Below are 26,696 nucleotides of genomic sequence, written 5' to 3'. Positions count from 1 at the left end.
TAAATTAATGAATACGTTAATCAGTCAGGGTGGAAGAGCTATCACTAAATTTCAGGTGGTAGACCGGATAAACGATATAGCTTGGCAAGCTCACCAAGGCAGCGTTGCAGCGATTATTCAGCTATTGAACGAAAAGCTAGCCCAGTCGTGTGTCAGAACTAGAGCCATTTTTTCTGATGGTGTCTTACAAATTCTCTGCGAGGCAGCTAAAGTAGAGCAACTTGAGCAATCTCCCCTGGTAGAACAAATCCAGCAAATTCTTGAGTCTATCGCCCCGCGTCACATTCGCCGCGTCAAGATCAACAGTCGGATTGTTCGAGAACAACAATTGCTGTGGTTAAAAGAAATAGATAGCGATCGCGAAAATCAATTGCTTTGGTCACAGGAAATTACATTAATTCAGCCAAATATTGTAAAGCAATTAATTAAAGATTTTACAGAAGCTCAAGCTGAACTAGGAAAACCAAATTATCCTAAAACTCAAGTCTCTCGTCCTTTAGTACTCATTAACAAAGAAAAATACAAAAATAAACCTAAAACAAAGATATTAGCAGCAGCTGGTTTATGCTCGCTGTTGTTGCTTAGTTGGATTGTTTATGCCCAACTAGGTAATAAACTGAAAAACCTAATACAACCAGAAAGTTCCAAATCTTTAACTACAGAAAATACTAACGATAGGAAAGCCCAAACACCATCTCGCTCTCCTAACAATAACTTTTCTGAGCCATCTGACGATCCATTTCAAATATCTGTGCGAATTGCCAACCAAGCTTCTGCATCTGGTAAAACAGCTACAACCTCAACTCAGTGGTTAGAGATCGCTGCTAAGTGGCAACGGGCTTCAGATTTAATGAGTACGGTACCACAAACCCACAGCCGTTATCAAGAAGCCAAGATTCGTACTCAACTTTATAAAAAATACACTGAGGCGGCACAGAAAGAAGCAGATAAGAGCAAATCTTAGTTTTTTCTGATTGGAAGACTGCGATTAATGATTAGTATTCCAGCAGTAGAAAATGGATTATTTACTTTACTTATCACGCTTCATCCAAGCGCGTAAAACTAATTTCAATGGCTAACGCTTTTCTTGGGGAATGGGAGTAAATTCCCCACTTGATAATATTAGTTGTGCCGCCGAATAGTCGCAAAAGGATTCTGGATAACACATACAGCAGCTTGTAAGTAACTGAGGTACAAATGCAGGACTTACGCATCAGATATAAAGAGTTTCTACCTCCTGCCTTAAAACTCATAACTTTGTACTTTATGCAAAAGAAAACTGCTGTATTTAATTTCTGAAGATATCTATAAAAAAATCGACTTTATTGTGAATAAAGTCGATTTAATCAAGCGGATTCATTTGTGGGGTCAATCCAAAACCCAAAATGTGTATGTCTCCTAACTCAGGAGTTCTCCTGTTTCTTGCAGGGAGTGCAAGCGGCGGTAAATACCCTCGTGACGCAAGAGTTCATCGTGGCTACCCACTTCTACAATCTTTCCTTGCTCTAGAACGACAATTTTATCGGCTTCCCGTACTGTGCTTAAGCGGTGGGCAATAACGATGGTGGTGCAAGTGCCCTGAATCGATCGCATCGCTAGCTGAATTGAACGCTCAGACTCATAATCTAAACTAGAGGTAGCTTCGTCAAAAACCAGCACGTCTGGTTCCACTAACAACGCCCTAGCAATTCCCAAGCGTTGTCTTTGTCCTCCAGATAACCTGACACCTCGTTCTCCCACGACGGTGTAATAACCTTGGGGTAAGTGCTGCACTACTTCATCGACTCTGGCAATTCTACAGGCTTCCTTAACCTGCTCCAAACTGGCATTTGTTCTGCCATAAGTCAGGTTATCCAATATAGTACCGTTGAAAACGTCTACTTCTTGATGCACGATCGCTAGCCTCCGTCTATACTTACCCACATCCAGAGTGCGGATATCTTGACCATCAATCAGAATCTGACCTGATTGAGGTTCAAAATATCGCAACAGCAATTTTACTAAAGTAGACTTACCAGAACCGGAGCGCCCTACTAATGCCACCGTTTGGTATGGCTCAATCAACAAGTTGATATCTTGCAAAACTTGACGGTTGGCATCATATCCAAAACTGAGGTGCGATAACTCAACTTTTCCAGTAAATTTATAAGGTGATTCTGTCTGGTTGCTTTCTTCTAAAAGACTAGCTGAATCAGATGCAGTTGGTTCTTGCAAAAATTCGTGAAACCGCAGCATAGGAGAATAACGACGGGCAAAAACTTCTGCCAAACTACTAATAGGTTCTAATTCGGCATAAGCCATGCTAGAAAGAGTTAAGGTCATGACAAAGTGACCGAGAGAAATTCTCCCATTTACTGTTGCTGCTAAAGTCAAACCCAGAATTGTAAACACACAAAACTGAATTATAGTTCTTTGCCAAGTACCCAATATCGTATAACCTTTGTGGATGCGATAATCAAGCACCAATAGTTCACGATCCAAACGTTGCTTTTGCCGTTTCAGTTCTCTAGCTTCTGTAGCAAATGCTTTTACCGTTTTGATATTGGTGATTAATTCGGAAGTATGACTTTCGGTGTCCTCTCCATACTTATCCAGACGACTTTCGTATCTAATTAGCTGTTGTAAACTCCTCAAGCTGAAGCTGAGAATAATTACAAAGGAAATTAGATATAAAATTGCAATCCGCCACTCAATGAACAAGATAAACACAAAAATCCCCAGCACACGAGCCAGTTTAGGAATCAACTGTCCGGCAACTTCAGGGTAACTAAAAGTGTGATTAGAAATACCTCTAGCTACTCTTCCAGCAATGCGTCCAGGATTATTTTCATCATAAAATTCTAGTGGAAGAGTAAGAACTTTAGCGATCGCTGTTTCGTTTTTTTCTCGACGCGACCTGAAGGCTATATCCCAATGAAACCAATTGGTTAACCAGGGTTGTGTTGGCGCTCTCACTACGGTGACAACGAAAATTAAACCCAGTAATACACCCAAAGATAGAGTTTTATTAACCGGGTAATTGGTGATATCCGAAAAACTTGCGATCGCACTTTGAAGTGGTTTGTCCAAAGGTTGAGCAGACAAAACGTTTAAAATCTGCCCGATCGCATAAGGAACAACCAAATCAATAATTTCGTAAACGCTAGATGCTGTAATACTGAAAACACTCAGCTTCCAGTAAGAGCGAAAGTAATTGACAATATCCTGAAATTTGGCCATGATGCACACCGTCCAAGAGCGCGATCGTAAACTTGGAATTTATATACTACAAACGTACTACAAGATAGTCAAGAGCTAGATGACAAATCACTCTTTGGGAGTAGTTGGTAGTTCTTGAGGAAAAAATTCGAGGCGATAGCGGTAGAGAGCAACTGGTTGAGAAACCGCTTTAAAGTAATCTGGATCTTGGGGTGAAAGATAAACAGCAGTAACTTGATCTGCTTCAATCGTCGGATTAGATGTTGAAACTTTATGATAAGCCGTAGTCGATTCTACAGAGTTTAAATAGGGGCGTGAGTCACCTTTAAATAGTTGTTGAAACACTTCTGTGGTGATGAACTTGCCATTAGGGGTAGTTTCTGTAGCACGTGCAGTCACAATAGAAACTAGTTGGCGACTGCTACGCAAGAACGTAATTTGACGATTAGGTGAATCTGGATCTACTTTGACTGATAACACTGCTTCATCCCCTAAATAAGCCCTTGCCAAGTTCAAGCTATTAAACGCTCTATCTGCTACTAAATTGGGGGATTTATCATCTATCTCAGGTAATATTTTTAACCAAGAAGTATGTGCTTCTTCCCTCACAAATCTTACTACAAAACTCACAGGCTGATTTAATTGTCGGCGATTACCTTCAAATCCTGGAGTTACAATTTCTGGCGCCAAAGGTGCAGCTAAATCTACTAAGGTACTTGTAACTTTCCAAGAACCAGCCATCCATTCAGGGTAAACTAAATCACCCGAAGCTGGTTGCACTGAAGTTAGTTTTTCCCATTGGGGAAAATTTGCTAACCTTTCAGACAACTCTCCTGCAAAAGCTTTACCACCCCACAATAGGAAAAAAAACAGCAAGCAAAAACTCAAAATTACCTTCATTACAAGCATTAGCAGTTTTGTATTTAATGGTTATTGTTTATCGATTAAAAATTAAGTAATTTTCTGTAATAAATTAAAACTTTGTAGTGAGATAATTAGCCCTATCCAGAATTTATAGTGATAGCATGACATTGGCATTAGGCATGATTGAAGTTTATGGCGTTCCCACAGCAGTGGAAGTGGGAGATGCCATGTGTAAAGCTGCCCGTGTAACCCTTATTGGTTATGAAAACACTGATTTGGGACGAATTACTGTCTTAATTCGAGGAGCTATAGGCGAGGTGAATGTAGCAGTGACAGCAGGATTAAAGGCGGTGCTGCGAGTTGACGGTGGCGAGGTACTTTCTAATCACATTGTTCCCCGTCCCCACGAAAATTTAGAATATGTTTTACCGATTCATCGCAGCGTTAATATCGAGCAATTCAGTGCAGATATCCGATTTCCTCCACCCCTATCAGTTTAGCTGTATTAAATTTCTGCTGGTAAAGGTTGCCAAACTTCCCCATACTTATCTTTTAAAGTTTGCCAAGCTTCCACTTGTCCTGGTTCATATTCTCCCGGTTTACCCCATTGCAAAAAGAGGCTTAAAGCAGACTCCTGCTTATCATCTAAAAACCGGATGGCATAGGTTGTAAAGTTACCCCTCTTCGCTTCACCTGTTTCAAATTTCACCTGAGTGATTTTATCCATATTCAAGTGAAACTCAAAGTCTTCAGTATGCATATTCGCATATTTACCTTTAGGCAATTCTGCATAAAATAATTTTTCTATCTTACCCCGTGCTTCTAAAACAGCAGCGCTACTAGTAACAATTAAACGCAACGTTCCAAGAGTCTCACAAGCTTCTAAAAATTCTTTCAATGTTGTGGTCATTTGTCATTTGTCCTTTGTTATTTGTCCTTTGTCATTTGTCATTTCTCCTTCCTTGCGGGTAGCCGCTGGCGCATCTACATCATTTATTAGTTTTTTACTAATGACCAATGACCAATGACCAATGACCAATGACTAATGACTAATGACTATTTTTCATATTGTTCATAAGCAGCGACAATACGCTGAACTAGAGGATGGCGCACAACATCTTTTTGGGAAAATTCGCAAAAGGCAATTCCTTCAACGTGTTTTAAAATTTGTAAAGCCACTCCTAAACCCGATTGTTGATGAAGTGGTAAATCAGTTTGTGTCATGTCGCCTGTAATCACCATCCGTGAACGGAAACCCAAACGAGTCAAAACCATTTTCATCTGAGCGGGTGTAGTATTTTGAGCTTCATCGACAATTATAAAGGCGTTATTGAGAGTGCGTCCCCGCATATAGGCGAGTGGTGCGACTTCAATTACACCGCGTTCCATTAAACTAGGTACTTTTTCTGGGTCGATGAATTCATAAATAGCATCGTAAAGTGGGCGAAGATAGGGATTAACTTTCTGCTGTAAGTCTCCAGGCAAAAAACCGAGTTTTTCACCAGCTTCGACGGCAGGGCGAGTTAAAATTAGCTTTTCAACTTGGTTCGCAAGGAGTGCTTGCACCGCGACAACAACAGCGAGATAAGTCTTGCCAGTACCAGCAGGGCCAATTCCAAAGGTGAGATCGCGTTTACGGAGTGCGTCGATATATTGGCGCTGGCGGAAGGTTTTGGCACGGACTTCTTCACCCCGGCGACTTTTGGCGAGAATATCTCGTTGTAAATCTTGCAGTTCCCCTTGGCGATCGCTATCTATGGCTTGACGGGCTGTTAAAATATCGGCACTAGAAATAGTATTGCCTTTAATCCAGAGGTCTTCAAGCGATCGCACTAATCGAGAAGCCAGATCAATTTGCTTTTCGGTACCAGAAATCACTAATTCCTGTCCGCGTAGCACTAAAGCGGCTCCTGTTTGCCGAGATAGGATTTTGAGATTTTCTTCTCCATCTCCGGCTAGTGCGATCGCACTGGGAATATTCGGCAGCTGAATTGTTAAGGCACCTGCCATAGTATTTCTTAATTGGTGAGGATCTGTATTTGACAAAGGTTAATTTTTTCTCGCTAACGGCGAAATTATGCTTTTATTACCTACATTTTGAAAAATTTTTGCAACAAATTAATCGTCCGTAGGGGCGTACAGCTTGCCCTCATCCCCTAACCCCTTCTTCCATGTTGGGAGAAGGGGAACTGGAGAATTTTCTCCCCTCTCCCAACATGGGAGAGGGGCTGGGGGTGAGGGCAAAACTCATGCACTCAGAAGATTTCATCTGAAGTTGACACCAATGCAAAGCTGTACGCTCCTACTGGTGAAGAGTCCAAAAAAAGATTTTTAAATCTTTTTGCTACTTTCCATCGTTATAAAAATTCTGAGCGGAGGTAACAACAACCGCTCAGATTTGCTCTCTAGTTTCAACCTAGCGGAGGCGTGGTTTAACAATGGGTTTAGGCCCATCATTTGCACGCGGTTCTCTCTTAGTCGGTGGTGGCGATCGCTCTTCTGTCTCTTCATCAAAAGACATACCCTCGCGGCCCGGAGTGGTGCTGCCGTAGATATCCAGGTATGTTGATTGCCCAGCTGCGGCTGCGGCTGCGGCAATTACTGTACGAATCGCCTGAATATTGCGTCCCCCTCGACCAAAGACTTTTCCTTTATCTGTGCTTTCAAAGGCGATGCGAACCCAAACCCGGTTAAGAGCCTGAGAAATTTCACAATCGACACTTAAGGTCTCTGGAGATTCCAAAAACGGCTGCACCAAAAACCGAACCAGCTCAACATAGTTGGGGCTAGCTGTTGGGAGTTTTGTTCCGAAATTATGATGCGGCTGTTGCACTGACCTGCTCAAAAACATTAGCTTTTACTAGAATGCGACGAACGGTGTCAGTGGGTTGAGCGCCTTGTTGTAGTCGCTTGACGATACCGGGAACGTCTAGTCGCACTTCATCAGTTCTGGGGTTATAAAAACCCAATTCTTCTAAGGGACGGCCATCGCGGCGAGCGAGGTTGTTAATGGCGACAATGCGGTAACTTGCTTCCCGCTTTTTACCGAATCGTTTCAAGCGCAGTTTGATCATGGTTGAAGAATCATTCTCCTGTAGTTAGATATTAATTAGCAATTAATTGGTGAGGAAGTAACCTAAATCTGGCTGCTGCCGATAAATTAAGGGTTAGTTTCCTCTGCTAATAAATTCTGAGGTCGAAATGCTAATTTTAGCACTGCCTAGCATTTGCTGCTATTAGTCATTAGTCATTAGTCCTTTGTTATTAGTCATTTGCAAATTACCAATGCCCAATGCCCAATGCCCAATGCCCAATAACTAAAGATTACCAAAGCCTTTTTTCTTTTTATCTTTGGGTTTTTTCTTTTTCGTGGCTGGGGCACCATCATAACCTCGCCATCCTGGGGCTGCGGGACGATTACCAGCACCTGCGAAGGCGTTGCCCATGCCGCCGCCACCGCCGAACATTCCTGGCATTCCAGGGAAGCCGCCTTGACCCATTTGCTGCATGAGCGATCGCATTTTTTGGAAATCACCCACCAGTTTCGTGACATCGGACTCTCTATAGCCGGAGCCAGCAGCAATCCGCCGCCGCCGACTAGGAGAACTGGCTAATAAATCCGGGTCGTGGCGTTCTTGGCGAGTCATGGAGTTAATCATCGCCTCACAGCGCTTTAACTGGGTTTCTCCTTGCTTGAGTTGATCGTCTGAAAGCTTGTTCATCCCTGGAATCATCTTGATCAAGCCTCCCAGAGAACCCATGTTCTTCAGCATCCGCAACTGCTTAAGAAAGTCAGTAAAGTCAAACTTTGCTGACAGAATTTTCTCCTGCATTTTCTCAGCGTCTGCTAAGTCAAACTCTTCTTGGGCTTTTTCTACCAGAGTTAGCACATCGCCCATTCCCAAAATCCGCGATGCCATGCGATCGGGATAAAACGGTTGCAGTGCCTCGACTTTCTCGCCGACGCCCACAAATTTAATTGGCGCTCCCGAAATCTTTCGCACCGAAAGCGCTGCACCACCACGGCTATCACCATCCATTTTGGTGAGAATTGCCCCAGTAATTCCGATCTGTTCATGAAAGGTGCGGGTAAGATTTGCGGCCTCTTGACCAGTCATCGCGTCCACCACCAACAGAGTTTCATGGGGTTGGACGGTTGCTTTGATGCGGGCTAATTCCGCCATCATATCTTCGTCAATTTGCAGGCGTCCGGCAGTATCAATAATTACTGTGTTGACACCTTCTGCCCTAGCGCGTTCTACACCTTGTCGGGCAATTTCTACGGGATCGGCGTCGCTTCCTAGTTCAAATACTGGTACGTCAATTTGCTTACCCAACGTTAGCAACTGATCGATCGCTGCTGGGCGATATACGTCTGTCGCCACCAACAAGCAGCTACGCTCTAATTTTCTCAAATGTAAGGCTAACTTAGCCGTAGCTGTGGTTTTACCAGTACCTTGCAACCCAGCCATCAGAATAATAGTAGGCTGTTCCTGGGCTTCTGCGATGGGAACATTTTCTTCCCCCATCACCTGCACCAGTTCATCGTGAACAATTTTGATGAACTGTTGGTCAGGTCGCACGCCGGCAATCACCTCGGCTCCCTGTGCCTTGGCTTCGACTTCGCTAATAAAATCTTTGACTACCTGGAGATTGACATCTGCTTCCAACAGGGCGCGGCGCACTTCGCGCAATGCATCTTGAATGTTGGATTGAGAAATTTTGTCCTGTCCCCGTAGTTTTTTCCAGGCGGATTCTAAACGGTCAGATAATGCATCAAACATAATGTAATTACAGGTAGTTCGCCGATGGGGAATTCTAAACTGCTGATGAATGCGTTGGCATAGCCCGCCGCAGGCATCGCGAATTTCCGCTAAAGTTTTAACGTGCTATCTACCAGCTTAGTATTTTTCACCGCGACTGTAGCAACCAGATACGGATTGGGGGTTAGGGAAGAAGCAGGGGAGCAGTTGCAGTAAATTTTTCCCTTCTGCCTCTCTGCCTCTTAATAACTGGCGAATTTACCTACTTGCGTCAGTCCAACAAGTAAATCGAGCATACAACGCTGCATCAGGTCTTCGTCGCAATGTCAAACCGCTTGTTACCGAAGGCCCGTTTGCAGAAACGCACGAACAATTGGGCGGTTTCTTCTTGATCGATGCCCAAGATATCGATGCAGCGATCGCTAACTTTCCGTCAATCTACCAGTCAAAAGCCTCGTCGATCAAACAAATAATCGGTTTTAGATTATTGTTACCGGATTTTAAACAATTTGAATGTCTAGATTGGCTTGAAAACCAATAGGCTTATTTTCAACAATGGCAAATCTAGATTCTTGGAAGAACAAAGAACCAGTTAGGGGATCATGAACTTGAGTTAACTTGCCTAAGCAGCTGCGTCTCAGTATTCATCTAAATGGTGATTACATTCTTTATCTAAAAAAACACATAGTTTTTCATCTACCACACAACGTAAAATTATCTAATCTTGCGGGTGGTTGAGAGTATTTACTGTAGTTACGAAAAATCAGTATTCCGTGCTAATTCTAATAATAGATAAATGACTCAAGTTGACAACTATCTTGTGGGGCATGATTTCAGCGGTATTTTCGCTTATCTTAAGTAGTACAACACCCCTTAGTCTAATGCATATACTGCAATCGTTATCGTTAATGGGTCGCAAAAAGACTTGTGTTTAACACTAGCAGCGATGCACAATCGCACAGGGTAGCACAGTTATCACATTGTTTTTATTCGCACTGCTTGCTCAAGCTGACAAACTGCTAAAAACAGAAAAATAAGCAATCAAATGAACGAATTACAAGCAATTTTAGAAGGCTTCGAGTCAAGTCAAAAAAGTGGTGAAATGACTTTTATTGCGACTGTAGTTAAGACTCAAGGTTCAACCTATCGCCGATCGGGTGCTAAAATGCTGATGACAAATACAGGTCGGACAATCGGAACAATCAGTGCTGGTTGCTTGGAGAAAGATGTATTTGAACATACTCAACAACGAATGCCAGACGGTGAACCAATTGTTGTTACTTACGATAGCACCGCCTCTGAAGATATTCTTTGGGGCTTTGGTTTGGGGTGCAATGGGATAGTGCAAGTTCTCATCGAACGTCTTGAGAGAAAAAGCACACCAAATGCGATCGCTTTTATACAGGAATGTTTTCATAAAAAACATTTGGGTATTATTGCTACAGTCTTTGCCTTTGAAGGCGCGGTCAAAGTCAAACTTGGGTCGCGCCTCCTGCTGTATCCTGATGGTAAAATTATCACTGACATCAAAGATGCAAATTTAATTCAGTCTCTGCTTGCAGATAGTCAAGCAGCCTTTGCTAATCAAAAGTCAAGGGTAAACAACTATCAGTTACCTTTAGGCAGTGTAGAAGTTTTTATTGAAGTCATCCAACCACCCACGCCTTTAGTAATATTTGGTGCAGGTTATGACGCTATACCCGTAGCCCAGTTTGCTCAAGCATTAGGTTGGGACGTTACTGTAGTCGATTGTCGAGCTAATGAGGCAACTAAAGCGCGATTTCCGATAGCTTGTGATGTGATTCTGACTCGGCGAGAAATTGTAAAACAGGTATTTATAGATGTCAACACAGTTGCTGTAGTGATGACGCATAATTATCTTGATGACCTGGAAATTTTGAAAACATTGCTGCCATCTCCTGCACGCTACATAGGGGTTTTAGGCCCAAAAGCGCGTACTGAAAGATTGCTTGAAGATTTAGGTTCGCAAGGAATAGTTTATACTACCGAACAATTAACCAGATTGTATGGCCCGATTGGGATTGATATCGGAGCAGATACACCTGAAGAAATAGCGATCGCTATTATTGCAGAAATTCAAGCAGTGCTAACAAACCGCAATGGTAATTTTTTAAAAAATCGCAATCAACCGATTCACCAATGTTATGAAAGCAATTCAAACTTGCTACCTACCACATAGTTTTTATGACTGCTATAGACAACGAGAAATCAACCATAGCCATTATGATTCTTGCTGCTGGTGCATCCACACGGATGGGTACACCGAAACAACTATTGCTTTACCAAGGGCGTAGTTTTTTAAAATGTATTACAGAAATTGCGATCGCTTCAGTTTGTCAACCTGTGGTAGTAGTACTTGGAGCCAACGCAGAACAGATTCATCCCCAAATTAAACAACTTCCCGTTAGAGTAGTTAAGAACTCGGATTGGGCTTGTGGAATGAGTACTTCAATCAAGAGTGGTATTGAATTATTAAATAATCTTCCGCAAAAAATAGAAGCAGTAGTTATTACACTTTGCGACCAGCCATTTGTTTCTCCCCAAATTATCAATCAACTTGTTGATACATATTATTCGACAAAAAAACCGATTATTGCTTGTGAATATGGAAATACATTAGGTGTACCTGCTCTATTTAGTCAGACATTTTTTTCAGAACTTGCCACTTTAAAAGAAACTTCAGGAGCAAAAAAAGTTATTAATAATAACCTCAATGAAGTGTTTTCTATTCCGTTTCCACTAGGGGATATAGATATTGATACACCAAAGGATTACGAACAATTGCTATCAATTACTAAAGGGATTTTTGAAGTATCTTGAACAAGATCGCTAAAAGCGAACAAGTAGAGAAGACCGCGCTGGCTCCTTGACCTACACAGATAGAAAAATAGAAAAAGTTGGGTTAGTATTTGAAGGCTAGAATTTATTTCCTAGCCTTTTGTCTTTAAAGCATTTTAGCAATGAGGATATTAGTAAACAATTTTATTTAAGAGCGGCTAAAGTCCGATGTCCAATTATTCCATCTGCTCTTAATCCCTTAGACTTCTGAAATTTGATCGCAGCGGCACGAGTCTTGTTATCAAATACACCATTCACACTTCCTGTATAGAATCCTTGTTGCTTTAAAGAATTCTGAACAGTTTTCACTGTCTCTCCTTTGCTGCCTACTGTCAGTACAGTACCAGTACTACGCTTTGCCAAATGATTAGACTTGTGCTTGGCACTAAGCTTTGGTACAGCATTAGCTTTTTTCATAGTGTTGCCTTGCTGAGTACTTTGGGCAATGTGGGTAGCAGTAGCCGAATTTTGGCTTTTATTATTAGTTAAAGAGTAAGCAGGCACAGCAGTAGCTAGAGTCAAAGCAGGGAGCAAAGCAAGTACTTTCCAATTCATTTTCTTGTTCCTTACAACTGTATGAGATTTTGCAATTTCTATTTGAAGAGTCATCTTCATAAGGTACTGTGCCTTAAGTGATTCTCCTCTGTAGATTCTGGTGTGTGGGTTTAGTCTGAGACTATTTCCAAAGCCAGAGCTATAGCATCACACGTTGTATTGACAAAGCTATTGCGAAATTGTGACAAAACCATGACTAAATGTATTAAAATTTATGTCGCACAAAATTGCGCTAGTACCGCAAGGCGGAATTCAAAATGACGCTCTTTACGAGACGCTAAAAACGAACGCACCCTCGCTTGCCGTCGGCGCTAACAAAATTCAAAATTAATACAGCGTAAGAATTTCATTGGTTTTGAATGGGTGGTTTCTTTACGCCGTACTGTACTAGTGGTCTATCGCATTAATTCTGATAGGTGAATCAAATTTCAATTTCTCTTCTTTCCTTCTTCCCTTCTTCCTTTGCGCCCTTTGCGGTTCGTTCTCTTATCTCTCAAATTTAATGCGATACACTACTAGTCTCTTTTATCCTCAGAACTCAACATTTTCAATAATTTTCTGGCAGCTAAAATACCCATAACTCCTGCACCAACCACTTCCACTGCTTGAACAACTTTTTTACCCACATCATGAGGGTCAAGGTGGTGATGAAAAATCTCTTCATCCACCCATTCAGTTGTTGCTTTAAAGTCATGAATTGGTGTTGGTAATAGTGTTAAATAAGTTCCTTGACGAATTAAATGCCCGGATTCTCCTGCAACTTCAAAAACATTGAAAAGGTTAGCAGCAGCATCATTTAACCCTAATTTTAAGAGAGTTCCGCGTAAATTTACCTTTACTGGTTTGAGGTTTTCACCTAAAGCTAATGCTTTCAAATTTTGGGCAATATTGGCTCCTTGCTGATAAGCAACTTGAGCTGTTGGTGGTAGTGAATTATCTTGAACTGCTACACAATCCCCGCCTGCAAATACCTCTGGAAAGTCGAGTAATTGCATTGTCGGAGTAACTAAGAGGCGGTTATGGCGATCGCGATGTTCTTGAGAAATTGGTAAATCTTTAATTAGTGGGTGAATAGAAGTGCCAGCTGTCCAGATTGCAGTAGATGTTGGCAATGTCTCAATTTGCTCATTGCGCTTATATTCAATGGCGTTGGCATGAATAGTAGTGGCTTCTGCTCCCGTAAGTATTTCAATTGGAATCGTGCGTTTTTGTAATTCTTTCTCAGCAATTGGGCGCAGAGGATCGTTAATATCACCATTGAGGATTTCTTGACCGTGATTGAGCAATACCACACGGATTTCACTAGAATTTCCTCCCATAGCGGTATACCAATGTGGGAGTAAATCAGCTAAAGTGGCTGCCATTTCTACACCACTTGCACCACCACCAACTACAACTACTGTTAGCAGTTGGCGACGTTGTTCTGGATCTTCAGTTTTGATTGCTTTTTGCAAACAATCGCCTAAATGCCGATCGAGAGCGATCGCATCTGCTTCTGTCCAAAAAGGGAAAGCATATTCTTTAGCACCTTCAAGATGATGATAACTAGTAACACTACCCAAAGCTAAGACTAGGTTACTGTAGTTGTAGGAGTTTCCCGAAGCTAATTTGACTTGTTGTTGATGCAAGTCTATCGATTCCACTGCATCTTGAACAAAAATTACACCACTGCCTTTAAGCAATTCTACAAAACGGGGTACTACTTGAAAAGCATCCATCTCGCCACTGAAATATTCGTAGAGTAATGGCTTAAAGCAAAAACTTTCATTTTGATCGATCAAAATTACAGAGCGAGGATAATGTTCGTGAGCTAAGTGTAAGGCTGTAAATAAGCCGGTGAAGCCACCACCGACAATCACAGTTTGGTAAACTGGGCTGTTCATAAAATATCTCCCAAGTATTGTAAAATAAATGAATTTGCCAGGATTTTACGCATTTAAATCAGATTTTTTGTCTCACGCAGAGGTGCAAATAAAGAGTCAAAATTAAGATTTTTGCGAAAATACAAATGACAAATGACGAATTTGCTATAAGAATAAAAACAAAGCTATTAAACCGACGCTAAGGATAACAGCAAACGCAATAGCGTATTCGACTCTGCGACTAAAAAATCCTACAGCAGCAATTAGAGCGATCGCTAACCCAATAATGCCAATATATTGCTCTTTTTGTAAACCTTGTGCAATTAGCGGATCTTTTCCTGGTGCGGGAGTTTCTTGAACTGCTTTTGGGGCGAGTTCTGATGCTGGTAATTCTTGGATGAATAAATTCATAAAGTTACTCCTGAAAATACTTAGTGAACTGAAAATCTTTATGCCCGCCAAAGGTAGAGAAGCGAGAAAAGGAAGACCCAAACTACATCAACAAAGTGCCAAAATAGAGTTGTCGCACTTGTACCGAAGTGAGTTTTATTATAATTGCCTGGAATGAATGAGCGAATCAGCATAATTATCTGAAGCACAACACCCGCCAGAACGTGTAAACCGTGGAAACCTGTTAGTAAATAGAATGTGGAACCAACTAATCCCGTAGTGAGCTTGAAATCGAGATTTTTCCACTCAATTAATAGACCAATTAAAAAGTAGATTCCCATTGCGATCGTTATTAACCATAGCCCGCGAAATTTACCCAATTGATTACGTTTGAGGGCATTTTCTGCTGGTTGAATAACAAAGCTACTAGAAAGTAAAACTACCGTATTAATAATCACGAGCTTAGACAATTCTGGCCCAGAAATACCGGGTGGTAGCCAGTTAGTAGTATTTAGTCGCAGAGCAACATAAGTAAAGATAAAACTCAAAAAAATGATACTTTCGGACAATAGGAATACAGTAAACCCAAACATTCCTTTGCCATGATGATCTTCATGACTTCCGCCACCACTTGGCAGAAAGCGCTGTAACCAATTCGGTAAGCGTCGCCGCCACCGATCGAAACGGATCGGACTTTCATCTATATGGATGCTGCGATGTTGCATGATTTGTAATTTGTAATTCGTAATTCGTAATTCGTAATTAATAAATTCAGGTTCCATCTAATTTTTCGGACATAGCGAATTATCTTTAAAAAACCTCCGCGTACCTACCCTGCGGGAAGGCGAAGCGCCTATGCGTTAAAAAAAAAGCTAGGATTTAGCGCAGCTTTATAAAGAAACGAAATTACTCACCATCATCAGAATTTTCCACGAATGAATATTTTGGATCGCCATAATCGTAAGGAGGTCTTTTAACAATAGGAATCTCTTCAAAGTTATCTCGCGGAGGTGGTGAAGAAGTTGTCCATTCCAATCCCGTAGCGTGCCAAGGATTATCAACTGCCTTCGCTCCATATAGCCAAGAACCGACAATGTTAGCAATAAAGGGCAGCGTAGATGCTCCCAGTAAGAACGATCCCAGGCTAGCGATAACATTCCATCCTTGATACTGGGGATCGTAGGAGGATATTCGGCGTAGCATTCCCTGCAAACCTAACGGATGCATAGAGAAAAAGGTGATATTGGCAGGAATAAAGGTCAACCAGAAATGCAGTTTACCCCAACCCTCGGCGTACATCCTGCCAGTTATTTTGGGAAACCAGAAGTAAATTCCGGCAAAGATTGCCATTGTAATAGTATTAAAAACGATGTAGTGGAAGTGACCCACGACAAAGTAAGTATTATTGACGTGAATATCAAATGGAGTGGCGGCAAGCATTACACCAGTGACACCGCCAAAAATAAACATCGCTGCACCTCCCATCGCAAACAACATTGGTGTCTCTAGGTGCAACTTGCTTCTCCAGATTGTGGCAGTCCAAGCGAATGCCTTAACACCTGTGGGTATGGCAACTAACATTGAGGTGGCCATGAAGGTCATCCGCATCCAGCCGGGGGTTGCACTGGTAAACATGTGATGCACCCAAACAAAGATGCTGACTACAGCAATACCTAAAGATGCAAGAGCAACTGACCGATAGCCAAATAGGGGATTGCGAGAAAAGGCTGGCAGAACTTCCGCAATAATACCGAAGGCTGGTAGCGCCATGATATACACTGCGGGGTGAGAGTAGAACCAAAATAAATGTTGGTAAATGATGGGATCGCCACTTCCTTCCGGTTTAAAAAATTGTGTACCAAAGGAAAGGTCAAGTAATAGGAGTATTAATGCAGCCGTCAAGGAAGGCAAATTAATCAGCTGTAACAACTGGGCGCTAAAAACTGACCACACAAAGACCGGCATTCTAAAAAATGTCATCCCTGGCGATCGCATCCAAAAGATAGTGGTAACAAAGTTAACAGCCCCCATAATTGAAGAGATGCCGATTAGTACTAGGCTAACTATCCAAATAAATTGACCGTTAATCAACTGACCGGCTGGAACTTGCAGACTAACTGGTGGATAAGACCACCAACCAGCTTGTGCAGTCCCGCTTGGTAGTAAGAAACTAGACAGTAGTAGAAGACCGGCTGGTGGCAAAATCCAAAAAGAGATGGCGTTGAGCAGGGGAAAAGCCATATCCCGCGCTCCAATCATCAGCGGTACTAGGTAGTTAGAAAGACCTGCATTGAAGGGAATAATCCACAGGAAAATCATGATTGTCCCGTGCATGGTGAACAAACCATTGTAGAGGGGGCGGTCAACTAAATTTGCTTCCGGGGTGAGCAATTCAGCCCGGATAATCATCGCCAACAGACCGCCGAGAAGAAAGAAAATAAAGGTCATCACCATGTACTGAACACCGATTACCTTATGGTCGGTGCTGAAGCTGAAATATTCCCACCAGTTATTCTCAGGTTCTCTATTGTTGGCTATAGCTTCACTCAAATCATGTGTCATTATTTATCTTCCTTTGATTGGCTATAGCAGGTTGAGCAGGTGCGACGGTGTACCAGCCGCTATTAAATAATGTCTTTGGTGGTTGGATATTTTCGGCAATTGCCTGATTTTTAGTGTTTGTAGTTTCGCTAGACACTGTTTGCACGAGCCACTGATTATACTTCTCAAGGGATTCAACGTATACATCTGCCTCCATCAAGGCAAAATAAGCACCACTGAATTGAGAATCTTTCAGTCGATATTTACCTGGGCGAATGGGTGTTAGCACAATGTCAATGTTGCGCCCTGGAACAATATCCTGCTTTAAGCGAAACTCAGGAACGTAGAAACCGTGGATTACTTTCTCTGCTTGCATCTTTAAGCGAGTGCTGCGATTGATCGGCAAGTGTAATTCCTTACTGGTAAGATTATTTGGATAGCGGAAAGACCAATCCCATTGCCTAACGAAAACATCAATTGTTTCAGATGCAGGTTTGGGGACATCGCTAACCGTTGCGGCGTAAGCGGGTGCAGATTCTAGGGGTGTGTGCAAATGCACAATTTGGTTTAGACCGAGAATATTTAATTGCTGATAAATATTGAAGCTTTGAAAGGCAATCCATATTACTAACAAAGTTGGGGTCGCTGTCCATAATATTTCTAACTTCCCATTACCTCTAGAAGGGTGTCCCTCGCTGTAGTCTTCTGGGCGGGCGCGATGGAAGACTATGGCATACACGATAACACCAACCAGTCCCAGCAAGATAAATGCTCCAATTGAGACTAAAAAGCTAAATAAATCATCTACCCGTTGTGCTTCTGCTGTCGCCTGCGGAGGCATCCAAGAAAACGCCTGTTGTCCAATCCACCGACTGACAATTAGCAGCCCTGCGACATAAAACGCTATTAGTACATATTCCCAAAAACTAAACATATTAACAATTCAAAATTCAAAATTGAAGAGAGTGCTTCCCGCTTGATTATTTGAGTAGTAAATTTGGGTTTTTACCTTCTTGGAGTAGCTTCGCAGCAGTAACGTGAATGCCGAACTCTTCTCCCAATTGCGCCCCCAAAGTTCCGTGGACAAACAAGATGCCCAATATTGCAATACCTGCTAATAAGTAACTCCACTGCACCTGCCTGGAAGCATCCTTGCGCCAGCGATAACGTTGTAATCCTCTCCATACAGTCATGGCTGCGATCGCTCCCAACAACGAAATACCACCCAAACCATGCAAAAGCATTGTCCAACCAGCAGTTAACCCCCAAACGCTCTTTTGATCGATTGGTGGATTTGCTAGCAGTAGCTCAAAAAAACCTGCTGCAACGGTGAAAAATGTGATAAAAGCTGCTCCTATGAGGTTATACCAGCCGACATCAAAAAAACCAGAACGGAGGGTAGGCAAACCCAAAAATTTGAAGATTGGTTTTTCTAAAGCAAAAAGCGCTCCGGCAATATCAAAAATAATCGCAAGAATGAACAAACCCAATGTTAGATGCACCAGTTGCGGATGTATGGGAATCTCATAAGGTAATCCGTTAGCATTCAACCTCAATCTCAACTGGTCAATGAGTGGCCAGTTCATGGCAAAACTCCCTGCTTCATTGCTTGCACAACTGGCTCAATGTGTAACCCATACACCCAAACTAGCTTGCTTCCTAGATAGACTTGCAAGCACACTAAGCAGACTAAAAAGGTTGCTGCACCAAGGTAAGCAGGTGGTACTTTCCGTGGAGTGCGTTTGCGAATCACAAAACGCCAAGCTGTAATGCCAACGACAATAGCCGCCAGCGACCAACCCATAACCGTATGAAAATTCAATGTTGGTTGGACTGCTGGATAGATGTTTGCTAGACCTGCTTCAAACTGACCAAGAATCACCGCTAAAAAGATAGCTGCTGAGGCCACAAACATATTCCAGAAACTCACCTCAAATAACCGCACATTGCGGGTGAAATAGCCCAGCACATCGCACACGAAAGAAAAAAGCACCATCGCGATTACGAAGTGGACAATGATGGGGTGTAGAGGGTCAGGGTATGGTAAATTTTGGTTATTTAGAGACAGAGCAGGCATCGCTTTCTCCTTTATGGATCTAAATATGTAGATGCGTTGTATGGAATTGCCATCCGTTTAACGTACCATTCATATTTTCAAGAATACTGTTTTAATGCCACAGAACTACCAATTAAAAATATGATGTACTGAAATATTTCAAGTAAATTCGGAAACAAAAATACATACTTACTATTTTTCATTAATTATTTTTTTTAAATGTCAAAACTCACTAAAATAACTACATTTTTGCTTAATATCAAATCTTGATTGGCATTTACAATAGCTAAAAAATGCTCATTTTTAATTAGATAAAATTAATAATAGCCAAGCTAATAAGACAGTTTAGATTTGGCTAAAAACTTTTTAACATCTTAATATAGTTCTCTTTTTTAGGTCATCTTAGATTTGAGATTGATTAACTAAAAATTTTACTTTAATCAATAACCCAACTTGCTTTGAATATACCATAAATCTTTTTTGAGATTGATATAAGCTTTAAAATTATATTTTTACAAATCTTAAAAAGAAAAACATACTATTGTCACATAAATGACAAATGATTTAAATATTTTAAAGTTAAAAATATGCTATTTATCTTTCTCTGGATAGATTATAAAAATAATAAAAATTATTAAAATGATAAGAATGCAAAATCTTTTTAATCAATAATTTACTGATTTGGCAATTTAAATCGTCAGGGTAATACTACGCCCAAAAAGCAAAAACATCATGAAGGTCTTGCAAATCTTTAGATATTCCCATTGGGATACTCCAAAGGCAGAAGCAAAGTTATTAAAACTGATTCTAGCAAAACGTGTAGGTGATGTGGAAGATATTGCGAAAGCAGCGGTTTGGTTGGCTTGTGATGACTTTGATTATGTCTATGGTACAACTCTGTTTGTAGACGGTGGTATGACCTTGTATCCAGATTTTACAGAGAATGGTTAATTGATAATACCTACAAAAGTTAGTGTTAATCCTGGTTTTGATAACAATCACCGATTAAATTTGTCGTAGGAGACGTTTTGGTACAATGTCGAACCAACCCAATGGGAAGTTACCCATCTGGATGGTGAATTAGAAGTTTCTGCATAATTGTGATTTACTCTCATGGCGTCTGATTCATCTCATAAAACTATATTTGCAGCGATGGGCGCTAACTTAGCGATCGCTATTACTAAATTTATCGCCGCCTCCATTACTGGCAGTTCCGCCATGATATCTGAAGGGATTCATTCGGTGGTAGATACTGGCGATCAACTAGTACTTTTGCTGGGAATTCGGAGAAGCCAAAAGCCAGCAGACGATAGCCATCCCTTTGGTTATGGTCAAGAACTTTATTTCTGGACTTTCATCGTTGCTATCCTCATCTTTGCCCTTGGCGGCGGGATGTCAATTTATGAAGGAATCACTCATTTAATTAAACCTAGCCCTTTAGAAAACCCAATGTGGAATTATATTGTGTTAGGTATGGCAATATTATTGGAGGGTTTTTCTTGGACTGTAGCTTTAAAAGAGTTTTTGCCGACCAAGGGTAAACAAAATTTCTGGCAAGCAATCAAAAACAGTAAAGATCCCACAGTATTTACAATATTATTTGAGGATACTGCTGCAATTTTAGGTTTATTCGTTGCCTTAATCGGAATCTTCTTAGGACATTTATTTAATAATGTTTATTTTGATGGTATTGCCTCGATTATTATTGGCATTATCTTGGCTATAGTAGCAGTGGTACTAGCAAGAGAAACTAAAGGATTGTTACTTGGTGAAAGTGCTAATCCTCAAACTATAATCAATATCCGGTCTTTGTGCAAAACAGAACCAGGAGTGCAAGAAGTTGTACGTGTACTAACAATGCAGCTTGCTCCACAGGAAGTATTGCTTAACTTAGAAATTCAATTTTCTAAAAATCTTACAGGTGAGGAAATAGCCTTAACTGTAGAAAGTTTAGAAGTAAAAATTCGCCAAAAGCATCCTGAAATCAAACAAATTTTTATTGAAGCAAAATCCTTAACTGCCGCTCGTAAATTTTCGCCAACTTCTCAATAAATTTTTAATCGCATAAATATCAAACACAGCATTTTCAAAATGCACTCAAAGCTTATCGGCACAACAATGCAGTATGGTAAAGATTATTGGTCAAGCAGAAGCTTTTGGCTCACCAGGTATTGAGCCTCGATGGACTCATGCTAATAAAGATGGAGTCGGAACAGCTTACTCTACCTCTAGTAACATTTGGTTTACTCTTTGGAGCGGTATTGTCACTGAAATCTACCATCCCACAGTAGACAGACCTCAAGTTCGGGATTTGCAGTATCTAGTTTCTGATGGGAAAAGCTTTTTCCACGAAGAGAAACGCCATCTCGAATCCAAAGTGGAACCGATGTGGACTCATGGTTTAGGATACCGCATCACTAATTCCGATCCACAAGGACGTTATGCCGTAATCAAAGAAGTGATTGCCGACCCACATTTCCCCTGTATCTTACAGCACACAAAATTAACCGGAGAGAGCGATTTTATCTCCCAACTCCATTTATATGCTTTGTGTGCGCCGCATCTGGAAGTTGAAGGTATGGGTAATAATGGTTACGCTGTAGAGGTTGCTGGGCATCGTATTTTGATAGCCGAGAAACAAGGAACATGGCTAGCACTGGGTGCAACAGTTCCCTTTACCCGCCTTTCGTGTGGTTATGTCGGTAAAAGTGATGGCTGGACAGATTTAGCTGAGAATTTCCAAATGGATTGGGAGTTTGATAGTGCTGTAGATGGCAATCTTGCTTTGACTGGAAAACTAAATTTAGATAGTACTAAAGAGTTTACTTTAGGACTGGCGTTTGGTACAAACTTGCATAATGCAATTTCCACGTTATTTCAGTCGCTTAATATTCCTTTTGAACAGCAGAAGCAGCAATACAACGAACAGTGGAAGCGATCGCGCCGCAATATTAGACCGCTAGAATATGTTTCATATAACGATGGAAAATTATATCACAACAGCATTAGTTTGTTGTTAGCACATGAAGACAAAACTTATCCCGGTGCATTGATTGCATCCCTGGCGATTCCTTGGGGTGAAGCCAAAAACGACCAAGAACAAGGAGGATATCACCTTGTCTGGACGCGGGATCTGGTCAGTAGTGTAGCAGGTTTAGTGGCTGCTGGGGAAACAGAAACAGCAGTGCGATCGCTAATTTATCTTGCAACCAGTCAGCAAGAAGATGGCGGTTTTGCCCAAAATTTCTGGGTTGATGGTAAACCTTATTGGAAAGGGATTCAACTAGATGAGGTGGCGTTTCCGATTCTTCTAGCATGGCTACTGCACCAGCAGAAGACTTGCTTAAACTTCGATATCTATCCGATGGTTCTGCGGGCGGCGGGTTATTTAATTCGTCACGGTCCAGCTACCCAACAAGAACGCTGGGAAGAAAACAGTGGTTATTCACCATCAACACTAGCATCCAATATTGCCGCCTTAATCTGTGCTGCTCAATTTGTTCGCGAACGTGGGGATGAAGCAACAGCAAAGTTTATAGAAGAATACGCTGATTTTTTAGAATCTCACATTGAATCTTGGACAGTAACTACTGAAGGAACTTTAGTTTCTGGGATCGAACGGCACTATATCCGAATTACTCCTTCAGATATTAATAATCCTCACCCCAACGAAAATCCTAACCAAGGAACTCTTTTAATCAGCAGTCAGCCAGCTGGTGAACCAGCAGAATTTCCAGCAAAGGAAATTGTCGATGGTGGATTTCTGCAATTAGTACGCTATGGAATTCGGAAACCAAATGACCCGATTATTGTTGATTCTGTCAAAGTAATAGATGCAGTTTTAAAAGTAGATACACCCGTTGGGCCTTGTTGGCATCGTTACAACCACGACGGTTACGGGCAGCAAAAAGACGGAAGTCCTTATATTGGTTGGGGTAAGGGACGCGCTTGGCCTCTCTTGACAGGAGAAAGAGGACATTATGAACTAGCTGCTGGCGGCGATGTCAAAACATATATCAAGGCGATGGAAGGATTTGCTTCAGACACTTGTTTGCTACCAGAACAGGTTTGGGATGAGGGAGATATACCTGATATCTATATGTATTTAGGAAAACCAACAGGTTCAGCCATGCCTTTAATGTGGGCGCACGCAGAGTATATCAAGCTGCTACGGTCAACTGATGACGGACAGGTGTTTGATTTTATTCCAGAGGTGGCAAATCGCTATCTAGGTGAAAGAAAGCAGTGTAAATCATTGGAAATTTGGAAGTTTAACCGACAAATCAGCCAAGTAAAAAAAGGTCAAATATTGCGAATTCACGCTTTAGCATCTTTTCAATTGCACTGGTCAGATGATGATTGGCAAACTACACAAGATACGCCTTCTACTTCCACAAAGTTAGGAGTGAATTTTGTAGATATTTCTGTTTCTGATAACCAGTACCAGCCAATTAGCTTTACCTTTTTCTGGATTGAAAGCAGTAAATGGGAACAACGCAATTATACGGTTGCGGTTGACTCGAAGAGAATCCGAGTATAGGGCAATCCTGTCATTTGCGGTAATCATGGGGGCAGTTAACTGACAGCCCACAGCCGTTATCTTTATCTAAATTAAATAGTAACGAAATATTAAGCATACCAAGTCACTTTGAGTAATGGTGCAAAATAATCTTTCTTAGGGCAAATAGAATAAAAGTGAAGCTAGGGAGTAAAATATTTGAACAAATTAAAACTGATTTGATTCAGAGCAAATATATGTTGAGTATACTTTGGGGTATTGTTGTTATACTGGTTGCTTTTTGGGCATTAGGACTGGCACTTCATATTGCCGGAAATCTTATTCATGCAGTGTTGCTTTTAGCCATTGGTCTTGCTATCTATAATTTTTTCAAAGCGCGGGATGTGTAAATAAATATAGCTTTTCGCGATCGTGGTAACGGTACATCATAGTCCCTTCTTTGCTTGCCAAGAGAAATGAAGTCGCAGGTGAGCAGCTAATCGAGCAGCAATGTCAGGGTTAGCGCGACAAGTCAAATCATACCCTTTGCCAATTTGCTTCATAGATAGCCATTTGTTTTAGTTTTTTACAAATTATTCAAACAGTGAACACTCGTTACCGATAACTGATATTGGTGTGGTGTTTCGCCAAAAATGAAATCGATAACTGAGGAATTTATAACAAATAAATTATCCAATCTTGTAAGGCAGACAAGACTTCGGCTACCCTCAGTCGAAACCTGCCTACCCCACAAGAAGTAATTGGATGTTTTTTATTTGGAAGTCCCTCTGAGAACAGTTAAACCAACGCACCTGTTACTTTTAATGTAAAAATCTTCTCAATTACATCTTCTACCACCTTATCGGGCGTAGAAGCACCAGAAGTAATGCCTACAACAATTTCTCCATCAGGCAACCAGTTTTCTGTAGTTATTAACTGCCCATTTAATTGCCGATGTTCAATAGAATATGTTGATTTCAGGCGTTCAACAGTATCAATATGGTAAGAAGGAATTCCTCGCTCAAAGGCAATTTGTTGCAACTGAGTAGTATTCGAGGAATTAAACCCACCAATTACTACCATCAAATCTAAATTATGTTCCACTAATTCCAGCATGGCATCTTGCCGTTCTTGAGTGGCATCACAAATGGTGTTGAAGCTTTGGAAATGCTGATTTAACTCAGTGGGGCCATACTTCTGTAACATAGTCCGCTCAAAAAGCTTGCCGATTTGCTCAGTTTCGCCTTTAAGCATTGTAGTTTGGTTAGCAATACCAACTCTTGCTAAATCTCCATCGGGGTCAAATCCTGCTGAACAAGCTTTCGCAAATTTTGTCAGAAATTCTTCACGGTTGCCACCATTGATAATATAGTCAGCAACATATTCTGCTTCTTGCAAATTCAACACAATTAAATACTTGCCAGCGAAGGAACTAGTTGCAACTGTTTCTTCGTGCTTATATTTACCGTGAATTATTGATGTATAATCGATTTTTTTGTGCTTTTCTACTGTATTCCAAACTTTAGATACCCAAGGACAAGTTGTATCAACAATTTTGCAGCCTTTATCGTGAAGTATCTGCATTTCTTGAACGCTAGCCCCAAAAGCGGGTAATATGACCACATCACCAATTCCAACAACAGAAAAGTCTTTATTCTTTCCTTCAATGGGGATGAATTCTACTTCCATCTCCTGCATCCGCTGATTTACAGAAGGGTTGTGGATAATCTCGTTAGTAATCCAGATGTGTTCTGTGGGGAAGTGCTGACGAGTTTCGTAAGCCATTGCTACAGCCCGTTCTACACCCCAGCAAAAGCCAAAGGCTTGTGCTAGTCGGATTGTCACATCACCCCGTTGCAGAGTGTAATTGCGATCGCGAATTTCCTGAATCAAGTTACTCTGATACTCAGATTGCAACTGGGTGGCAACTTCTGCTTGATGACCAAAGCCCTTGCGATTGTAATTTTCTGAATGTTGGAGGCTGCGCTTAAAAGCTTTTGTATCCATTAGATTTGTCTACTTAAACTCACTATTTCTTATTTTCTCGCGCCTAGACGAGATTTATACAGAGTTGTATTCAAAGATATTATCAGAGAGGGGCAAAGGGAAAAGGATTTAATGCCTTTACCCTTTACCCTTTAACCTTTTCCCCTCTTTTTCTTGCTGGGGTTTTAATTCAATCTCGCTATAAATCTGCAATGCAGAACGCCAAACCATATAGCCTTCATGACTTAAGTGCAAGCCATCAGTAGTAAATTCGCGGCGGAGATTTCCTTGCTTGTTGGTAAACAGGGGATGTAAATCGAGGTATTTGACACCTTTTTTGGTAGATATGCTTTGTAGTTGCTGATTCAACTCGCGAATGCGACTATTGGCAACAGCCAGAAGTTTATCTCGTCCTTTCCAAGTTGCTTCTTCTGCGCCATGTGGCAAAATCGATTGGAAAACAATTTGTGCTGTGGGATGAGTCTTTCGTAAATAATTGATAATTTGCCGCTGATTATCTAAAATTTCTCCATTGCTCATGCCCCGAATTAGGTCATTAATGCCAATCATTACAAAAATCACCTCTGGCTGGGTGCGGTCAAATATTTTTAATCTTTTTAAAAGTCCATTGCTGGTTTCGCCAGAAATTCCTTGATTGAGCCAATTGTTCCCTTCGGGTAATAACTCAGGGGGAAACCACAAACTCAGAGAATCTCCCGCCAGGATGGTTAAATGCGGAGGACGTTGGTCAGCGGCGACCTTGGCTTCTTGGTTAAGGATATCTACCCACTCTTGATAACTGAGTTGGTGACGGCGACCTAAATCAGGTGTAGCAATTTGCGGTGAGTTATTTAGTTTGATTGGCTCTGGGGATGTGGTTATCCCAAAAAAAGCGGCCAATCTCTGCTGTTGCCAAATTAGCAGGATGACCGCCAACATTAGGATGCCGTTGGTTAACAGCGATAAAAATGCCCAGATAGGAAAGGTTTTTGCAGATGTAGACACGACTAGCGAAATTTACCAATTATTTGAATCAAATTTTAACGCTAGCGATCGCAAATTACCTAATCTTCAAGTGGAAAATGGGGAGAAGGCGAAGCAAACTCCTAACTCCTAACTTAGCA

The 26,696-nt window shown here is 41.3% G+C and carries 27 protein-coding genes; 10 read left to right on the top strand and 17 right to left on the bottom strand.

The features are described 5' to 3' along the window. Positions 1–7 precede the first annotated feature (7 nt). On the top strand, positions 8–964 hold the full coding sequence (locus HWQ43_RS16390) for a hypothetical protein (RefSeq protein WP_292735760.1): 957 nt from the start codon (positions 8–10) through the stop codon (positions 962–964). A gap of 434 nt (positions 965–1,398) precedes the next feature. Here the strand turns inward: HWQ43_RS16390 and HWQ43_RS16385 are convergent, their stop codons facing one another. Together HWQ43_RS16385 and HWQ43_RS16380 are read right to left on the bottom strand one after the other, a co-directional pair. Beyond that, positions 1,399–3,219 (bottom strand): ABC transporter ATP-binding protein, encoded by a 1,821-nt coding sequence (locus tag HWQ43_RS16385; protein WP_292735757.1) that lies wholly within the window; start codon positions 3,217–3,219, stop codon positions 1,399–1,401. An 87-nt stretch (positions 3,220–3,306) separates the two neighbouring features. After that, on the bottom strand, positions 3,307–4,107 hold the full coding sequence (locus HWQ43_RS16380; protein WP_292735754.1) for a DUF6816 family protein: 801 nt from the start codon (positions 4,105–4,107) through the stop codon (positions 3,307–3,309). A 116-nt stretch (positions 4,108–4,223) separates the two neighbouring features. On the opposite strand from HWQ43_RS16380, the gene HWQ43_RS16375 reads away from it, so the two are divergent. Further along, complete coding sequence (locus HWQ43_RS16375) at positions 4,224–4,562, top strand: carbon dioxide-concentrating mechanism protein CcmK (protein WP_292735751.1); 339 nt, start codon at positions 4,224–4,226, stop codon at positions 4,560–4,562. A gap of 5 nt (positions 4,563–4,567) precedes the next feature. Here HWQ43_RS16375 and HWQ43_RS16370 read toward each other — a convergent pair whose 3' ends face one another. From HWQ43_RS16370 to ffh, 5 genes are all read right to left on the bottom strand, one after another. After that, a complete protein-coding gene (locus HWQ43_RS16370) occupies positions 4,568–4,972 on the bottom strand; it encodes a ChuX/HutX family heme-like substrate-binding protein (protein ID WP_292735749.1) in 405 nt (134 codons plus the stop codon). 146 nt (positions 4,973–5,118) lie between these two features. After that, positions 5,119–6,072, bottom strand: coding sequence for a PhoH family protein (locus tag HWQ43_RS16365; protein ID WP_292735746.1), 954 nt, complete (start codon positions 6,070–6,072; stop codon positions 5,119–5,121). Between the two features lie 406 nt (positions 6,073–6,478). After that, entirely contained in the window at positions 6,479–6,913 is a 435-nt protein-coding gene (locus HWQ43_RS16360; protein ID WP_292735743.1) for a KH domain-containing protein, read from the bottom strand. After that, on the bottom strand, positions 6,876–7,136 hold the full coding sequence (rpsP, locus tag HWQ43_RS16355) for a 30S ribosomal protein S16 (RefSeq protein WP_012409382.1): 261 nt from the start codon (positions 7,134–7,136) through the stop codon (positions 6,876–6,878). The genes HWQ43_RS16360 and rpsP overlap by 38 nt, the downstream gene beginning before the upstream one ends. A 243-nt stretch (positions 7,137–7,379) precedes the next feature. Beyond that, positions 7,380–8,846 carry a signal recognition particle protein gene (gene ffh, locus HWQ43_RS16350; RefSeq protein WP_292735740.1) on the bottom strand — a complete coding sequence of 489 codons (1,467 nt, stop codon included), beginning with the start codon at positions 8,844–8,846 and terminating at the stop codon, positions 7,380–7,382. A 214-nt stretch (positions 8,847–9,060) separates the two neighbouring features. On the opposite strand from ffh, the gene HWQ43_RS16345 reads away from it, so the two are divergent. The 3 genes from HWQ43_RS16345 (at position 9,061) to HWQ43_RS16335 (ending at position 11,666) form a co-directional block, all read left to right on the top strand. Further along, positions 9,061–9,366 carry a YciI family protein gene (locus tag HWQ43_RS16345; protein WP_366932839.1) on the top strand — a complete coding sequence of 102 codons (306 nt, stop codon included), beginning with the start codon at positions 9,061–9,063 and terminating at the stop codon, positions 9,364–9,366. A gap of 504 nt (positions 9,367–9,870) precedes the next feature. Beyond that, positions 9,871–11,025: an XdhC/CoxI family protein gene (locus HWQ43_RS16340; protein WP_292735738.1), complete on the top strand. Its 1,155-nt coding sequence runs from the start codon at positions 9,871–9,873 to the stop codon at positions 11,023–11,025. Between the two features lie 5 nt (positions 11,026–11,030). Then, the gene (locus HWQ43_RS16335) at positions 11,031–11,666 is read left to right on the top strand and encodes a nucleotidyltransferase family protein (RefSeq protein ID WP_292735735.1); all 636 of its coding nucleotides are present in this window, start codon (positions 11,031–11,033) and stop codon (positions 11,664–11,666) included. A 162-nt stretch (positions 11,667–11,828) separates the two neighbouring features. Here the strand turns inward: HWQ43_RS16335 and HWQ43_RS16330 are convergent, their stop codons facing one another. From HWQ43_RS16330 to HWQ43_RS16295, 8 genes are all read right to left on the bottom strand, one after another. Continuing rightward, a complete protein-coding gene (locus tag HWQ43_RS16330; RefSeq protein ID WP_292735732.1) occupies positions 11,829–12,239 on the bottom strand; it encodes a peptidoglycan-binding domain-containing protein in 411 nt (136 codons plus the stop codon). Positions 12,240–12,754: 515 nt separating this feature from the next. Then, complete coding sequence (locus tag HWQ43_RS16325; RefSeq protein WP_292735730.1) at positions 12,755–14,122, bottom strand: NAD(P)/FAD-dependent oxidoreductase; 1,368 nt, start codon at positions 14,120–14,122, stop codon at positions 12,755–12,757. A 144-nt stretch (positions 14,123–14,266) separates the two neighbouring features. Beyond that, entirely contained in the window at positions 14,267–14,512 is a 246-nt protein-coding gene (locus HWQ43_RS16320; protein ID WP_292735727.1) for a hypothetical protein, read from the bottom strand. 38 nt (positions 14,513–14,550) lie between these two features. Beyond that, entirely contained in the window at positions 14,551–15,216 is a 666-nt protein-coding gene (locus HWQ43_RS16315) for a heme-copper oxidase subunit III (RefSeq protein ID WP_292735959.1), read from the bottom strand. Between the two features lie 181 nt (positions 15,217–15,397). Further along, positions 15,398–17,053, bottom strand: a complete 1,656-nt coding sequence (locus HWQ43_RS16310; RefSeq protein ID WP_292735724.1) for a cbb3-type cytochrome c oxidase subunit I — start codon at positions 17,051–17,053, stop codon at positions 15,398–15,400. Continuing rightward, positions 17,043–17,966, bottom strand: coding sequence for a cytochrome c oxidase subunit II (locus tag HWQ43_RS16305; protein WP_292735722.1), 924 nt, complete (start codon positions 17,964–17,966; stop codon positions 17,043–17,045). Before HWQ43_RS16305 ends, HWQ43_RS16310 begins: the two co-directional genes overlap by 11 nt. 46 nt (positions 17,967–18,012) lie before the next feature. Further along, complete coding sequence (locus HWQ43_RS16300; protein ID WP_292735719.1) at positions 18,013–18,618, bottom strand: DUF2231 domain-containing protein; 606 nt, start codon at positions 18,616–18,618, stop codon at positions 18,013–18,015. Next, the gene (locus HWQ43_RS16295; RefSeq protein ID WP_292735717.1) at positions 18,615–19,109 is read right to left on the bottom strand and encodes a DUF2231 domain-containing protein; all 495 of its coding nucleotides are present in this window, start codon (positions 19,107–19,109) and stop codon (positions 18,615–18,617) included. The genes HWQ43_RS16300 and HWQ43_RS16295 overlap by 4 nt, the downstream gene beginning before the upstream one ends. A 711-nt stretch (positions 19,110–19,820) precedes the next feature. On the opposite strand from HWQ43_RS16295, the gene HWQ43_RS16290 reads away from it, so the two are divergent. The 4 genes from HWQ43_RS16290 (at position 19,821) to HWQ43_RS16275 (ending at position 23,996) form a co-directional block, all read left to right on the top strand. Next, the gene (locus HWQ43_RS16290) at positions 19,821–20,039 is read left to right on the top strand and encodes an SDR family oxidoreductase (RefSeq protein WP_292735714.1); all 219 of its coding nucleotides are present in this window, start codon (positions 19,821–19,823) and stop codon (positions 20,037–20,039) included. Positions 20,040–20,201: 162 nt separating this feature from the next. Continuing rightward, the gene (locus HWQ43_RS16285; protein ID WP_292735711.1) at positions 20,202–21,140 is read left to right on the top strand and encodes a cation diffusion facilitator family transporter; all 939 of its coding nucleotides are present in this window, start codon (positions 20,202–20,204) and stop codon (positions 21,138–21,140) included. Between the two features lie 73 nt (positions 21,141–21,213). After that, positions 21,214–23,628, top strand: a complete 2,415-nt coding sequence (locus HWQ43_RS16280) for a glycoside hydrolase family 15 protein (protein WP_292735708.1) — start codon at positions 21,214–21,216, stop codon at positions 23,626–23,628. 215 nt (positions 23,629–23,843) lie between these two features. After that, positions 23,844–23,996: a lmo0937 family membrane protein gene (locus HWQ43_RS16275; RefSeq protein ID WP_292735705.1), complete on the top strand. Its 153-nt coding sequence runs from the start codon at positions 23,844–23,846 to the stop codon at positions 23,994–23,996. 388 nt (positions 23,997–24,384) lie between these two features. On the opposite strand, the gene HWQ43_RS16270 is transcribed toward HWQ43_RS16275, so the two are convergent. Beyond that, positions 24,385–25,593 carry a 4-hydroxy-3-methylbut-2-enyl diphosphate reductase gene (locus tag HWQ43_RS16270; RefSeq protein ID WP_292735702.1) on the bottom strand — a complete coding sequence of 403 codons (1,209 nt, stop codon included), beginning with the start codon at positions 25,591–25,593 and terminating at the stop codon, positions 24,385–24,387. 117 nt (positions 25,594–25,710) lie between these two features. Continuing rightward, on the bottom strand, positions 25,711–26,577 hold the full coding sequence (locus HWQ43_RS16265; protein WP_292735643.1) for an SGNH/GDSL hydrolase family protein: 867 nt from the start codon (positions 26,575–26,577) through the stop codon (positions 25,711–25,713). On the opposite strand from HWQ43_RS16265, the gene HWQ43_RS16260 reads away from it, so the two are divergent. Then, positions 26,498–26,689 (top strand): hypothetical protein, encoded by a 192-nt coding sequence (locus HWQ43_RS16260; RefSeq protein ID WP_292735969.1) that lies wholly within the window; start codon positions 26,498–26,500, stop codon positions 26,687–26,689. The genes HWQ43_RS16265 and HWQ43_RS16260 overlap by 80 nt on opposite strands. The last annotated feature ends 7 nt before the right edge of the window (positions 26,690–26,696 follow it).

The sequence above is a fragment of the Nostoc sp. JL31 genome (assembly GCF_017114965.1).
GTDB classification, from domain to species: Bacteria; Cyanobacteriota; Cyanobacteriia; order Cyanobacteriales; family Nostocaceae; genus Nostoc; species Nostoc punctiforme_A.
Note: the sequence above shows the minus strand (reverse complement) of the source record. Positions and strands in the feature narration are given on the sequence as shown.